14 protein-coding genes and 1 riboswitch are annotated in these 13,923 nt (G+C 43.4%); of the genes, 3 read left to right on the forward strand and 11 right to left on the reverse strand.

What is annotated here, in order from left to right; translation table 11 throughout:
- Positions 1–192 precede the first annotated feature (192 nt).
- The 5 genes from FNK51_RS15710 to FNK51_RS15730 form a co-directional block, all read right to left on the reverse strand.
- Entirely contained in the window at positions 193–3,036 is a 2,844-nt protein-coding gene (locus tag FNK51_RS15710) for a DNA translocase FtsK (protein WP_353617878.1), read from the reverse strand.
- A gap of 428 nt (positions 3,037–3,464) precedes the next feature.
- On the reverse strand, positions 3,465–4,652 hold the full coding sequence (locus FNK51_RS15715) for an amidohydrolase (RefSeq protein ID WP_141994002.1): 1,188 nt from the start codon (positions 4,650–4,652) through the stop codon (positions 3,465–3,467).
- A gap of 127 nt (positions 4,653–4,779) precedes the next feature.
- Positions 4,780–4,881: riboswitch (glycine riboswitch) on the reverse strand.
- Positions 4,882–5,135: 254 nt separating this feature from the next.
- Positions 5,136–5,942 carry a DUF1444 domain-containing protein gene (locus FNK51_RS15720; protein WP_098369926.1) on the reverse strand — a complete coding sequence of 269 codons (807 nt, stop codon included), beginning with the start codon at positions 5,940–5,942 and terminating at the stop codon, positions 5,136–5,138.
- Between the two features lie 50 nt (positions 5,943–5,992).
- A complete protein-coding gene (locus FNK51_RS15725) occupies positions 5,993–6,304 on the reverse strand; it encodes a thioredoxin family protein (protein ID WP_076364640.1) in 312 nt (103 codons plus the stop codon).
- A gap of 112 nt (positions 6,305–6,416) precedes the next feature.
- Positions 6,417–6,920: a hypothetical protein gene (locus FNK51_RS15730; protein ID WP_141993938.1), complete on the reverse strand. Its 504-nt coding sequence runs from the start codon at positions 6,918–6,920 to the stop codon at positions 6,417–6,419.
- A gap of 123 nt (positions 6,921–7,043) precedes the next feature.
- Between FNK51_RS15730 and FNK51_RS15735 the strand changes: the two genes are divergently transcribed.
- Positions 7,044–7,493 carry a YtoQ family protein gene (locus FNK51_RS15735; protein WP_098369924.1) on the forward strand — a complete coding sequence of 150 codons (450 nt, stop codon included), beginning with the start codon at positions 7,044–7,046 and terminating at the stop codon, positions 7,491–7,493.
- Between the two features lie 112 nt (positions 7,494–7,605).
- Here the strand turns inward: FNK51_RS15735 and FNK51_RS15740 are convergent, their stop codons facing one another.
- The 3 genes from FNK51_RS15740 to FNK51_RS15750 form a co-directional block, all read right to left on the reverse strand.
- Positions 7,606–8,475, reverse strand: a complete 870-nt coding sequence (locus tag FNK51_RS15740) for an AraC family transcriptional regulator (RefSeq protein WP_141993939.1) — start codon at positions 8,473–8,475, stop codon at positions 7,606–7,608.
- Between the two features lie 118 nt (positions 8,476–8,593).
- A complete protein-coding gene (locus tag FNK51_RS15745; protein WP_098369922.1) occupies positions 8,594–9,115 on the reverse strand; it encodes a DUF84 family protein in 522 nt (173 codons plus the stop codon).
- Positions 9,116–9,196: 81 nt separating this feature from the next.
- Positions 9,197–10,270, reverse strand: a complete 1,074-nt coding sequence (locus FNK51_RS15750; protein ID WP_076364630.1) for a M42 family metallopeptidase — start codon at positions 10,268–10,270, stop codon at positions 9,197–9,199.
- Positions 10,271–10,446: 176 nt separating this feature from the next.
- Here FNK51_RS15750 and FNK51_RS15755 point away from each other — a divergent pair, with 176 nt between their 5' ends.
- Entirely contained in the window at positions 10,447–10,764 is a 318-nt protein-coding gene (locus tag FNK51_RS15755; RefSeq protein WP_076364628.1) for a PepSY domain-containing protein, read from the forward strand.
- 50 nt (positions 10,765–10,814) lie between these two features.
- Here FNK51_RS15755 and FNK51_RS15760 read toward each other — a convergent pair whose 3' ends face one another.
- Together FNK51_RS15760 and trmB are read right to left on the reverse strand one after the other, a co-directional pair.
- Positions 10,815–11,660 carry a YtnP family quorum-quenching lactonase gene (locus FNK51_RS15760; RefSeq protein ID WP_098369919.1) on the reverse strand — a complete coding sequence of 282 codons (846 nt, stop codon included), beginning with the start codon at positions 11,658–11,660 and terminating at the stop codon, positions 10,815–10,817.
- Positions 11,661–11,799: 139 nt separating this feature from the next.
- Positions 11,800–12,438, reverse strand: a complete 639-nt coding sequence (gene trmB / locus FNK51_RS15765; RefSeq protein ID WP_098369918.1) for a tRNA (guanosine(46)-N7)-methyltransferase TrmB — start codon at positions 12,436–12,438, stop codon at positions 11,800–11,802.
- 241 nt (positions 12,439–12,679) lie between these two features.
- On the opposite strand from trmB, the gene FNK51_RS15770 reads away from it, so the two are divergent.
- Positions 12,680–12,955, forward strand: coding sequence for a YtzH-like family protein (locus tag FNK51_RS15770; protein WP_141993940.1), 276 nt, complete (start codon positions 12,680–12,682; stop codon positions 12,953–12,955).
- Here the strand turns inward: FNK51_RS15770 and FNK51_RS15775 are convergent, their stop codons facing one another.
- Positions 12,956–13,738: a phosphotransferase family protein gene (locus FNK51_RS15775; protein ID WP_063232868.1), complete on the reverse strand. Its 783-nt coding sequence runs from the start codon at positions 13,736–13,738 to the stop codon at positions 12,956–12,958.
- Positions 13,739–13,923 lie beyond the last annotated feature (185 nt).

Below are 13,923 nucleotides of genomic sequence, written 5' to 3' on the forward strand. Positions count from 1 at the left end.
TTCTTAATAGGTTTTTCAAGCTCTTATCTTTAATCATTCATCAACAAAAAACTATTATATCACTTTTTTATTCATTCATCCATGTCAGGCAGATGCCAATTTATCAAATCATTGGTTTTTCCCTCAATTAAGGTGATAAAAAAGGGTTTTCACCCTTTCACATTATATTCAATTTCCTTTTATTAGGTTCTCTTAATTAACATGTAAAAATTCCAGTTCTTCTTCCGTAATCAATACATCCCTGGGCCTTGAGCCCCTGGATTCGGAAACGACTCCCCGTTGCTCCATCATTTCTATTAGACGCGATGCACGGTTATAACCGACACGGAAGCGCCTTTGGACACTCGATGCAGATGCCGCCTGCTGGCTCACGACAAATTCACAGGCCTCGAAAAACAGTTCATCCGCATCTTCCGTGACTTCGGCCCTGTTCAGCAAGTCTTCCTGTTCAAACAGGTATTTCGGCTGCTGCTCCAGTTTAACATGGTTTACGACTTGATCGATTTCTTCATCACTCACGAAAGTCCCTTGCAGGCGCACCGTTTTCGAAGAGCCGTTTTCAGCGAATAACATATCTCCTCTTCCCAATAATTTTTCTGCACCGCCGCTATCGATGATTGTACGGGAGTCGACTTGTGAAGAAACCGAAAAAGCGATCCTTGTCGGGATATTTGCCTTGATCAATCCAGTTATGACATCGACTGAAGGTCTTTGAGTGGCTACAATCAAATGGATGCCGCAGGCACGGGCCTTTTGCGCAATCCGGCAAATCGCTTCCTCTACATCAGCCGGGGACATCATCATTAGATCCGCAAGCTCATCGATGATCACCAGGATATAAGGCAGCTTGCTTGAATATTGACCGGCTTTTTCCGCTTGGTCATTAAAGCGGGTGATATCACGCACACCGGCATGTACAAACAATTCATAACGCCGTTCCATCTCCTCTACAGCCCATTTCAACGCAGCCGTAGCGGCTTTTACATCGGTTATGACTGGACTGACCAAATGCGGGATCCGGTTATATGGGGCGAGCTCGACCATTTTCGGATCGATCAACAGTAATTTCAATTCCTGCGGCGTCGCTTTATACAGCAAGCTGACCAGCATCGTGTTGATACATACACTTTTCCCCGATCCCGTTTGCCCGGCTATCAATCCATGCGGCATCTTTCTCAAATCCGTGATAATCGGCTGACCGGATATATCGAGTCCTAAAGCCACGGCAAGCGGTGATTCATGCTCTTGAAACTCAGTACTTTCCAAAACCTCACGCAAAAATACCGGTTTGCTTTTCCTGTTCGGAATCTCGATGCCAATTGTATGTTTACCCGGAATAGGCGCTTCCATCCGCATATCCTGAGCAGCAAGGCTTAATTTGATGTCATCCATCAGGTTCGTCACTTTATTCACCTTCACTCCCGGCTCCGGATGCACCTCGAAACGAGTTACTGCCGGTCCTTGAGTGACATTGACGACCTTTGCACGGACATTGAAATTTTTCAATGTCTCATCAAGTAATAAAGTCTGTTCCTCGAGCCACTCATCATCATGCACAGCATAAGTGGGAGGTGTCAGCAATTCGATATTCGGAAACATATAATATGGATTATCCTCCGCTTCCACGGAGCCAAAAACTGCCGGGGTATCGCCCTGGCTACTTTCTGCTGCCGCCTCTGTATAAACTGCTTCTTGATACCCACTTCCGGAAATGGTGGATTCCTGTTCCAAGAGCGGCTTAGTGACCGGGCTGGAACCAATATTGGATTCAACTGTATTTTCAGGCACGGCGGCGATTTCCGAACCAGCCTTAGTGTCCAAAAAGGTTGGTGTAATGACCGGAGTCCCCTCTTTCGGCATAACTCTGCCTTCCTCTTGTTTCCGTTCAGGAATGGCGGATGGTTTCGCTTGTCCTGTCTCCGTTTCAGCAGCATCATTCATTGGTCGCTTATCAGGGGAAACTACTGCCCTTTCCGAATTAAGGCTTTTTTTTTCCGGCATCATTTTATTCATGAAGCTGTTTTTTTCCCGATCTTGCTTAAGCATCATCACATTAAATGGGATATGTTTTTTCGGACGTTTAGGCTGCACTTCAGGTATTGCCTCAGATGGATCTTCAGGCAGTGTCCCTTGACTAACGGATGGTTGATTTGATTGTGCAGCAACCTCCCCAGGAACCGATATAGCTTCAGGCGGGGTGTCGTCCGCCTGTTCCATGATGGATACAGCGACTTCGCGTCCAAAATCGACCTGGTCCTGTTCAATAGCCCCTTTTTCCACCGCAGGCTCAATTATGTCAGGCTCGCTTACTGCTTCTTCTGGCAGTGACTCAATGGAATTCCTACGAAAGAAAGCGGGTATCTCCGAATCTTCCCTTTTTTTTTCAGCTTGTTCCGGTATAAGAACGGATGGTTCTATCGTCATTTCCTCATGTGACACTTCTTTTGAGATTTCAGGGATCGATACCGGAATCTCGATATCGGGTCCTTCTTTTTTAAGGATGGGCATTTTGCTTTCTAATTCATATTCGACAATTTCTTCAGAAGGGACCGTTTTTTTTTCCGGACGACGGAACCCATAAATGGGTGAAGGGATTTCCGTTGGGCGGAATGGAGTTTTTGACGGGACTATTTTTGAGGTTTCCTCCCGGTCGAAGCTTCTCCGTTTTGGTTCAGTATCCCTTACAGGCCTTCTCGTTGTTTCTTTGGACACATTCTTCCCCTGTTTGGGTTCATTTTCTTCCCTGTTTCTTTCCCTAGGCTTTCTTTTATTCTGCTCCCGGTCTGGAATGAGCGGAAACTTGAACTGTCCTTTTGGATATTGAAACAGGATTTTCGTATCCGGGTCTGGCGTCTGGGACATATTTTCCACTTTTTGATTGTAAACCTTTATTTCTTCTTTCTTTGACTTAGAAAGCTTTGAAAAATCCATTTTCTTTAATGTCTCTTCATCAAGCGGCTCATCTATAATAATTTCTTCGATTTCAATAATTTCCTCTGCTTGGAACCATTTTTTCATCTTATTTAGCCATTTCAAAACTATCACTCTTTCTACATCTGTAGTTATGTAACTAATTCTACCAGTTATTTTAAAAATATCGAGAAAATTTAAGCTGAATTGGGATTAGCATCTATTTTTTTTATCGCATTCCTGCTAACTTAACGTATTTCGCAGAGCTCCTACCCTATTAAACCCCTTCTGGAATGAGTTTAAACCTATCAATTGCGAAATAACATTAGCCCCTAGTCTACTATTTAAATAAAACACCGCTGTTAAATCGCGTTTACAAAGAGATTAAGTTTTCATGCAGCCTTTGAAGCAGACTGGCCAATTCATTGCAACATCCTTCATGAAACCGCCGACGGCATCCAAATACCTGCCGCAACCCATAAAACACCGTTCGTTAATACCGAACGGTGTTTTGTGGGTTTCTGCGTTTTTTTTGCAAACAAAGACCAAAGGTACTATTTCCATTCATAAAAACTGCATACAACCTGCGCCACTGATTTGGAAGCGATCAAAAGGGCATCCTCATCAATGTCGAATTTAGGATGGTGATTGAAATATGCCTTCTCCACCCCTTTCGGTTTACAGCCAATGTAAAAGAAGCAGCCAGGAATCTTTTCTGCATAATACGAAAAATCTTCCGAACCAGAGAAAACCGGAAATTCCACAACCTTCTTAATATCTTTGTCATCCATGCTTTCCAGGCTATTTTTCACGAATCCAGTCAGTTCAGGGTCATTATATAACGGAGGATAATCGGGAACATATGTAAGTTCGCACTGAACATCAAATTCCGTTTCTATCCCTTTAACGATCCGGTGGATTTCCTTATCGATCAGCTGTTGGGTCTCTGCTGTCATATAACGAACATCCCCTTCAATTTCTATACGATCTTTAATGACATTAAAGCTTCCTTTTCCATCGAAGGAGCCGATTGTGACTACACCCATATCAAAAGGGTTCAAGCGACGGCTGATTACGGTTTGTACGGCTGTCACGAAATGGGCGCCTGCCACAATGGTATCATTAGCCATATGCGGGGAGGATCCATGGCCGCCTACACCCTTTATCGCTAACTTGAAATAGGTCCGTCCAGCCATCGAATAGCCGCCGCGATACCCGACAACCCCTGCTGGATGAGAAGGAAATAAATGGATTCCAAAAACAGCATCCAGTTCATCCAAAAACCCTGATTCCATAATGCTTTTGGCTCCTCCGGGGGGTGTTTCTTCTGCATGTTGATGAATTATTTTGATCGTACCTGATAGGGAATCTTTCAGCTCATTGATGCAGTCTGCCAATACCAATAAATAAGCGGTATGCCCATCGTGTCCGCAGGCATGCATGACACCTTCATTTTTTGAACGGAATGGAACCTCCGCTTCTTCTGAAATCGGCAGTGCATCGAAATCGGCACGGAGACCTATCGTTTTCCCTGGTTTTCCGCCTTCGATCGTCACGATGATCCCTAATCCATTTCCTACATTCGTTTGAATCGATACACCTTTCCCCTTATAAAAATCAATGATATATTTTGCCGTTTTCTCTTCTTTGAAGGATAGCTCCGGATTCTCGTGTAAATGACGGCGGATTTGAACCATTTCCCCTTTACGGGCTTCAAGCATGTTCATTAATTTGCTTTTCACATTCACGATTATTCTCCCCCATTATTTCAAGTTGATTAGCATATTAGTAAGTTCCATGTTCGCTGCAAACCTTCTGTATGTAAAAAGCCAAATAAAAAAGGACAGAGAAGGGTTCCGTAAACTTACCGCTCCCTTCTCTGTCCTTTTACCTGAGAGTTTAACTCCATTTTGGTCATGGAGGTTTCCCCGTTGGTGGCACACTTCCTGCGCGCTCTCCAGAGTTGCGTCCAGCTGCGGTTCCATTTACCTGAGAGATTTGCTCCAAGGGATATTTTTGGAACTTGCTCCTTCGGTGGCTCAATGCTTTGCACTCTCCCACAACGTTCATCCGCTCGTTATATTGTTTTATTCCATATTTTCAAAATATTACAATTATATTATCACCGATTAAAAAATAAATATCAACTCTAAGGGTCATAAACTCTATTAAACTTTAAAAGGACCGCTGTCAGATGCTGACACGGTCCTTTTGTATTCAATATATTATTGTTCACGCTTTTTGTTTTTACCCATAATGAAGATGGGCTCCAACTCATTTTCTTCGTAAAGAAATGATAGAGCCGTTATTGGAACATGACCGCTGGCAAAGAAGCTCATCGCCATTTGCGCAAGAATATCATAGCCCGTATCATTCTTCACATCGGCAATGATGATGACGTCCTGATGGGGAATGGCCACAGCCATGGTTCCCTCGATCTTGTCCTTCATTTCCCGAAGCCATGATTCATTCAGGATCCTGCTGGCATCATAACCATCATTCGTGTTCAAAAAATAAAATGCATTACCTGCAACGATATCCGACTTCATTTCAGTGGAGAGGGAACGGGCATTAAAAAGGGCAATTTCACGGATCCTGTCACCCTGCCAATTTTCCCGTTGAATCATCTTTTCATCTATAAGACGGTAGGTTTTCCCTAAATCAAGGGCATAAAAAATCCGGGTTTCAGCCGTATGCTCATCGAATAAAAATGGATTTCCTTCTTCCGATTCCATTGGAAAGGAGGTCGAGCGGATGACTGGGAAAATGAATTTCTCCTTGCCTTCCATGCTATGTTCTCCCCCCATCACATTCAGGGCCTCTTCCACGTAATAGATAATTTCATCGATGGCCTTTTCCTGTACGTTTTCATAGTTAGCAAGTACAGGAGGCAACTCGATGGTGATACCCTTCCCGGTCTTCACATTTTCCACCCGTAACGTATCTTTCTTGCTATCGAATTTAAATGTGCGATTTTCATCTTTTAAACGTTCCTTCAGGATATTTTTCAGCTTCGTGCTGTCCATTTTCATGACTGACCCTCCTCTTCATTGAAAAATCCCCAGCGAGAAGGGGATTTTGATTATAGTGATTGTATGAATTCCTCAATTTGTTCTTGCGTTTTACGATCCTTGCTCACGAATCTGCCTAGCTCTTTACCATTATCATACGCGATGAAACTTGGTATACCGAATACATCATTAGCCGCACACACATCGATGAATTCATCACGGTCCACATGAATGAATGTAAAGTCAGGAAATTTCGTTTCAATCTCCGGCATTATCGGTTCGATTACACGGCAATCCCCACACCATGTCGCCGAAAAAAGAAAGATATGTTTGCCTTCATTTTTCAATGCATCATATTGCTCAACGGTTTGTAAATTTTCCATTTGAATATTCCTCCTGCTCTAAATGACACCTTAGTTTTTATAATCCCATCATACCAGACTCTCCAGAAATCAACCATTAATACGGATCGGTTGAAAGGCAGGGGTCAGCTTATTACTGGGGCACGGATGAAACGATTTCCATCATTTGTTTTGCATCGGTTTTTAATTGGTCTTTATCCGTTTCGGTTGTCAGCTTCACCCCGCCGATTCCCACTGCAAGCTCATACTTTTCTTTCGGTATCTCTTTGATCGAGATAAAGCCGAATTTATCTTCAGTCTGAAAAGAATGCAGCATTACATTTTGATCATCTTGTTCCTTTATCGCCAAATATATCACGGAGCTGTCTTCTTTTTCATTTGGATTGTCAAATAATATATAAATCTTATCACCTTTTTGTAAAATCAAATTATTATCATGTTCTTCCACTACTTTAAAATCCTTTGGCAGATAGACCTGAATTAGCCCCGCCTCTTGATTGGGCTGTTTTTCATCGTCACGAAAAGCCACTTCAGCAGCCTTCATAGCCTTTTCGGTTTGTCTCTCGATACTTGAGCAGCCCACAACCAAACTGCTTATCAACAGAAAAACAAGGATATTCTTATTCGATAAAGCCATCGTCATTCCTCCAGCCGTCTCTTTTACTACCTTATGGATAATATTATCCTTATTTATGGAATTCATCCATTTTCTAAAAAACATGGTACAATGAAAGCAATTTTAATACCGAGGAGGAAAACAATGAAGTTAACCGTGTATCTTGCTGGGGAGATCCATTCAAATTGGAGAAGTGAGCTGAGAGATAAGTCCGCTGCACTGAAGCTTCCTTTAGAATTTGTAGGCCCGATGGAAAATCATGAACGCTCCGATAATATCGGTGAAGATATCCTCGGGGAACAGCCGAATCCCATCCTGAAGGATGCGGCCGCTTCCCAAATCAATAATTTGCGGACAGGCCTTTTGATGAAAAAAGCTGATCTTGTCGTCGCTCTGTTTGGCGAGAAATATAAACAGTGGAATACTGCCATGGACGCAAGCACCGCCATTTCCCTGGGTAAACCGCTTATTTTGATTCGTCCGGAATCCCATCATCATGCCTTAAAGGAATTATCGGAAAAGGCGAGTGTCACGGTAGAATCCGTTAACCAAGCCATGAAGGTGCTTTCTTATATTTTTGAAGAAGGGCTGTAAATCCCATTGTCCCTTAACTGTCCAGCTCAAGTATGAAAGACTGATCATTTATAAAGAAACGAATAAAAAGCTTGCAGGGCCTCCCCTGCAAGCGAAAAACGAATATTTTATCTTATCCCTTTTTAATGGGAATCCAAATTTCGGAGTAATAGTCAGGGTTTGAAGCGTCGTCATTCGCGTATACTTCCAATTCTGGAGTTCCGGCATGTTCATAACCGCTGGTAGGGAACCATTCGGAAAAAATTCGTTTCCAAGCTTGTTGGATGGCATCCGGCATAGGTCCGTGAACTTCGAATGCAACCCACTTAGAAGCCGGTATCGTAAGGGGTGAAAACTCTTCAGGCACTTTCCCGGCATACTCTGCACCTATCCAATAATCCATCGTTTCATTTTTTTCCACAGCCCGCTTATCGACACATACACCAATCAAGCCATCTATTTGGCCATTGTTCAACTTCGCTAACCTATCTCCTGTTCCATCCGAATTCACTTTCTCCCACAACTTTGGAATCCCGATCAAATTCTCTTCATTAACCAAAGAAAACTCTTGCTTGATTCCAATCAATTGAAAGGAATCCCTTTGAAGGATATTGTATTTCATCGGTTTTGCCCCTTTCAGAATCACCTGTATCACCAGGCGTTCATAGAATTTCAGCTTCCCCATATACTTTCGGGCTTCGCTTGGAGATACCCCATGCTGCCTTCGAAAAGCTTTTGAGAACGCCTCGGGGGTGTCATAGCCATACTTGTAGGCTAAATCAATGACCTTGCCATTTGTTGATGAAATCTCCTGGGCCGCTAAGGTCAGTCTTCGACGACGGATATAGTCACCAATGGTTATATCCGTTAAAATGGTGAATGTCCGTTGAAAATGAAAAGCTGAGGCATTCGCCTGCCTGGAAATACTCTCGATCGTCAGGTCCTCCAATAAGTGCTCCTCGATATATTCGATGGCCTTTTGGATTGATTCAACCCACCCCATTTCGCTCCCCCCTTGTCACTATACTAGCAAGGCCGCTCAATAAAATCCTGTCCGTTCCTGCTCTGTTTTAGCAGTGTTCGTTTCCATCATTCGAAACCCGCTTTTCCATGACAGTGATTCAAAAATCCTGCTTTTTCATTTTCAGCTTATACTCGTGTTGACCGGCTAGCATCCTCATGATATGAAGGAACATTTCCCCCCTGGTGATTCGCTCATTTGTAAATACGCCGATCGCTCCTTCCTTTTTGCTAATATTCTCTTGCCTTGTGAAGGCATCCATCACCGGGCCCAACTCTTCACCGTCCAGCAGCTTCTCAGCAACAATTCCCGGAACTGGGATTCTCGCTCCGGCAGCTACAAAGACCTCACCGTCCCTTGTTGCCATTGCACCCCAATTACACAGAAACAGGGCTTGTCCCATTTTCACGACACCGCCTTCAAGCCCGATACCCATTTCGGCATCACTGTGAATCAAGCAGTTCCGGGCACGTGTCATTGCCCCCTCCATCGTTTCCTCGTCTGAAAAAGGCTGTTCCGGGACCCCGCTCTCCACTTGAAGCGAAATGATTTCTGCATCTTCATATACACCAAGCACGGCACTTACTTTCGCCGGATTTTTACTGCCTACTGCTATTTTCAATATAATTACCTTCCTTCTATGTAAAAAAAGCTGATGGAAAAGGATTCATGACAGCACCCCTTTCCATTTCAGCTTCCACCATCAACCGTTATTAATCAAGGTCTCGAATGTCGTTTTATCACAGGAACGAACCAATTTCCCAATCAGTTCACGTGCAGCGGCATAATCATCAATATGAATCATGGATGCATGTGTATGAATATAGCGGGAACAAATGCCAATCACCCCGCTTGGAATGCCTTCGTTTGCAATATGGACTTGCCCTGCATCCGTGCCGCCTTGGGAAACGAAATATTGATACGGAATCTCATTAGACTCGGCCGTATCGAGGATGAATTCCCTCATGCCGCGATGAGTGACCATCGAACGATCGAAAATGCGGAGCAGTGCCCCTTTTCCTAGCTGGCCAAATTCACTTTTACTGCCGGACATATCGTTCGCCGGACTTGCATCCAAAGCGAAGAAAAGATCCGGTTTGATCATATGAGCTGCAGTTTGCGCACCCCGTAACCCGACTTCCTCCTGGACGGTTGCCCCGGAATATAAGATATTCGGTAACGTTTCACCTTTTAAATCCTTTAACAATTCTATCGCAAGTCCGCAGCCGTAACGATTATCCCACGCTTTTGCGAGGATTTTCTTCTCATTGGCCATAGGAGTGAATGGACAAATCGGTACAATCTGCTGACCTGGCTTAATGCCGATTCTCTTCACATCTTCCTTATCATCCGCCCCGATATCAATCAGCATATTTTTGATATCCATTGGTTTTGAGCGTTGCGATTCATCAAGCAAATGGGGCGGAATCGAACCGATGACACCAATGACCGGACCGTTATCGGTTATGATCTCGACTCTTTGGGCCAATAGCACTTGACTCCACCAGCCTCCCAAGGTCTGAAAGCGTATCATTCCATTTTCTGTTACAGAAGTGACCATGAATCCCACTTCATCCATGTGTCCGGCAACTAGTACAGTCGGCCCATCCTCATCGCCTCTTTTTACGCCAAATATTCCGCCAAGGCGATCCTGGACGATTTCATCCGAATACTTTTCCAGCTCCCGCTTCATGAAACTCCGAACTGCATGTTCATTTCCCGAGGCTCCCGGTAATTCCGTCAATGTTTTAAAAAGCTCCAAAGTCTCATGATTCATTTTTCTACCCCTAACTATGTATTGTTTCTTACTATTTTACAGAACTTAGCATCGTGATACACTAGAAAGTTCTAATTTATCAGTTAATGGGTAAAATTTCAAATTATTAGTCAAATAAAGCGTTCTTCTGTATACTGGAAGAAGCGATTTTAATAAATGCAATGGAGGAGAAATCAATGAATTGGAAAACCTTTTTACTAGGTACTGCAGCAGGTTTTGCTGCTGGATATGCGACAAAACAACTATTGGATCAATCAAGTAAACCTTCTCCCGATAAAGTCTTGGCCCAAGTGAAGGAAACAGTTAAAAAGGATGGAAATATATATGGCTCATGGATCTTGATGAAGCCGGAGAATTATACAAAAAATGACTTGGACTATGAAGTGTACAAAGGCGGGATCACTAGAAACACAGAGGGTAAACGCGAGCAATTCGAGTTTGTTGCAGATGCCTCAACAGGAACGATATTGGAGCTTAATGCGCAAAATGATTGAAACAACAACAGGAGGGCCGTCAAAATGACGTCCTCCTGTAGCTTTCCCTCTTATCGCTTCCGTTTCAATTCGGCTATTATCTCCTTACCCGTTACATCCCATTTGATGGCACAGTATTGGGCATCATGATAAAAGCTATACCAGGAACCATTTTCCAGTCCGGATTTCATCCACTTTTCCTTCGCCTCGATGGAAGTCATCGGATAATCGTCATAAGCGAGGACCCAGAGGACATTCGCATGCGCGTGCGTCGGCATGATATCTGCCATGTGAATCAATCTGTCACCACCATCCTCAATGATGATGATCGCATGTCCATCACTATGCCCCCCGGTATGGATCATTTTAATGCCGTCCGTAATTTCCTGCTCACCTTCAAAAGGACGTACAAGAGAAGCGACAGCCTCCCAGTTTTCTGCCCAATATGTACTTTTTGAACGAATATTCGGGTTTTTCATTTCCACCCATTCAGTTTGGGTCGTAATGATTTCTGCACGCTCGAAAACAGGCACCCAAGTTTCACCTTCACGTTTCGTCAAACCGCAGGCATGGTCGAAATGTAGATGGGTCATTAAAATGTAATCGATATCATTTGGCTGAATCCCAAGTCTGCCAAGATCTTCGACAAGATTGGATTCCTCCGTCACCCCAAAATTCCGTTTCTGCTTGTCATTCAGCTTTCCATTGCCAATACCGGAATCTATAAGCATGTTCAATCCATTGGCCTGCACCAAAATCGGATCCGTACGTAACTCGATTTGGTTATTTTCGTTAACAGGATACTTCTTGGCCCAAAGCGGTTTCGGTACAACACCGAACATCGCACCGCCATCCAAGTGAGTCACACCGCCATTCAACCATGTTAATTTAATTTCCCCTATTTGCATCGTTTCCATTTTACCCCTCCTCTTCCTTTAGTTTAACACCCACTTCCATATATTGAAATCGATAAAGATCAAGTCACCCTCCTGAATGAAATACACCGCCTTAACAAGAAAAAAACCAGATGCTGTGCACCTGGTTTTTGATCGATGATTATTGGAACATTGCTTCCAATCGGTATATCCGGTTGCCTTTACTCGAGAACTTTTCTTCATATTCAGTCATGATGTTGCCTTCAAAACTGCTATTGTGAAGATCAAGGCTTACATATTTCAAGAGCATGCCGTACTCGGAAATACTTTTCAAAGAAGATTCGAATAACCCTTGGTTATCCGTCTTGAAGTGAATCTCGCCTTTGTCTGGCAGGATGCCTTCATATACTTCGAGGAAGGTCTTGTATGTTAACCGACGTTTTGCATGACGTGATTTCGGCCATGGATCAGAGAAATTCAAGTAGACGCGGTCCACGTCACCTTTTGCAAAATAGTCCCCTAAGTTCGCTGCGTCAACATTCAACAGCCTTAAATTTGGAACATCCGCTTCAATCAGCAAGTCCAAAGCAGCTACAATGACGCTTCCATATACTTCAATTCCAATGAAATTCACATCAGGATGGGCTTTTGCCATTTCTGTGATGAAACGGCCTTTTCCCGTACCCACTTCAATATATAACGGATTATCGTTACCGAAAACTTCATGCCATTTACCTTTATGGCTCACTGGTTGCTGAATTACATATTGTGGAAAATCATTCAAACGGTCTTCAGCCCAAGGTTTATTTCTTAAACGCATGATGACACCCCTATTTATAATATAATCGTTCAAACCATAACACGAGTGCATGGATTCCCGCAAGTTGATTTTTTCAGGAAACACACACTGAACAAATAAAAAAACTGCCGGCCATCCAGGCGACAGTCTCTGTAGTTTTCATGTATAAAACTTTCAGCAAAACACACCATAAATAAGTGAAGGGCAGGCGACAACCACCTGGGAATCCCTTGAATCATATTTAAGAAAGGAGAGGTATTATATGCCGCTTTCCCATGAACATCAAATGTCACTATTGAAAGATATATTGACCAACCATCAAACAGACTGCTGCGGATCCGTTTCTGAATGTGAACAGGTTGAAAGGCTCGTCAAATCCTTAATGATCAATAGGGAAATTGACAGCAATGTGAAAACGATACTGACGGAGATTTACGAATACAGTCAAACAGGCATCGGTACCGCCGATTTAGATGCACATATTTCAACCCACCAAAACGACCTGTCCCAGTGGGTGGATGATATAGATCAATTCTGATCAGCCAACCATCAATAATGCTTCCAGCTTTTGCAGTAATTCATTTCTTTCCTCGTAACGCTTTCTACGATGATGCCATTGGATGGAAAGCACAAGTTGTGAAACCGTGTGCCATTTCATCCTCATCTCCAGGCCTGCGTCAAGCTTCTTGCCGTAACGGGCAAGCCATTGATTCCATTCTTCCCTTGGGACATAAGAATACAGGAGTATGCCGAGGTCAATGGCCGGATCGCCAATGACCGCTCCGTCCCAATCAATCAGGAACAATCCGTCAGTTTCGGTCATGAGCCAATTATTATGGTTCACATCACAATGACAGACGACTTTTTCGTCGCATTCAATCAACAGGAGATTATTCTGTAAAAAATGGATGGCCTGCTTGATAATCGGAATATCCGTAACATCCGAAGATAACCCGGTTTCTATGTCTGTAAGTATACTTTCAGGTCGTAAAGGGGATTTCCCAAGCCTTTTGAGCATGCTTAACAAAGGATCGGATTGATGAATTTTTTGAAGCAGCTTTGCGACTCTTATATTGTTCATTTCCTGCTGAGATAGCTCCCTGCCTTCCATCCAATGCTGGGCCGTAATTACATCCCCATTTTCCAGGCGTTTTGTCCACATTAACTTTGGAACAATGCCCTCAGCCGAAAGAACAGCTAAAAATGGCGATGAATTTCGTTTAAGGAAGAGCTTCTGCCCCTCTTTCTCGGCAATAAAGGCTTCTCCCGTAGCTCCTCCGGCAGGGGATATATCCCACTCCTGACCTAATAAATGTTCCAACTGGTTCACCTTCGATTTCCTCGCTTAATCATACAAATGTGGGTACGTTCACCTAGTGTATGTATTACCACTACTTTGAGTCCATGTTTTATAAAAAATCCGCCTGCTGGCGAAGCTGCATATATACTTGCATCGGGATGATACCCGCAATTAAAAACATCCTCATTTAGAGAAATAAAAAAATA

It is taken from the genome of Bacillus sp. B4EP4a (assembly GCF_006680105.1).
In the GTDB taxonomy this organism is placed as follows: Bacteria; Bacillota; Bacilli; order Bacillales; family DSM-1321; genus Peribacillus; species Peribacillus simplex_E.

Bases quoted from the DNA above. Each gene is read 5' to 3' on its own strand.
- FNK51_RS15730 (WP_141993938.1), bottom strand. From the start codon at position 6,920: ATGGCTTTATCGAATAAGAATATCCTTGTTTTTCTGTTGATAAGCAGT.
- FNK51_RS15770 (WP_141993940.1), top strand. From the start codon at position 12,680: ATGCCGCTTTCCCATGAACATCAAATGTCACTATTGAAAGATATATTG.
- FNK51_RS15760 (WP_098369919.1), bottom strand. From the start codon at position 11,660: ATGGAAACGATGCAAATAGGGGAAATTAAATTAACATGGTTGAATGGC.
- trmB (WP_098369918.1), bottom strand. From the start codon at position 12,438: ATGCGTTTAAGAAATAAACCTTGGGCTGAAGACCGTTTGAATGATTTT.
- FNK51_RS15755 (WP_076364628.1), top strand. From the start codon at position 10,447: ATGAATTGGAAAACCTTTTTACTAGGTACTGCAGCAGGTTTTGCTGCT.
- FNK51_RS15725 (WP_076364640.1), bottom strand. From the start codon at position 6,304: ATGGAAAATTTACAAACCGTTGAGCAATATGATGCATTGAAAAATGAA.
- FNK51_RS15720 (WP_098369926.1), bottom strand. From the start codon at position 5,942: ATGAAAATGGACAGCACGAAGCTGAAAAATATCCTGAAGGAACGTTTA.
- FNK51_RS15750 (WP_076364630.1), bottom strand. From the start codon at position 10,270: ATGAATCATGAGACTTTGGAGCTTTTTAAAACATTGACGGAATTACCG.
- FNK51_RS15735 (WP_098369924.1), top strand. From the start codon at position 7,044: ATGAAGTTAACCGTGTATCTTGCTGGGGAGATCCATTCAAATTGGAGA.
- FNK51_RS15740 (WP_141993939.1), bottom strand. From the start codon at position 8,475: ATGGGGTGGGTTGAATCAATCCAAAAGGCCATCGAATATATCGAGGAG.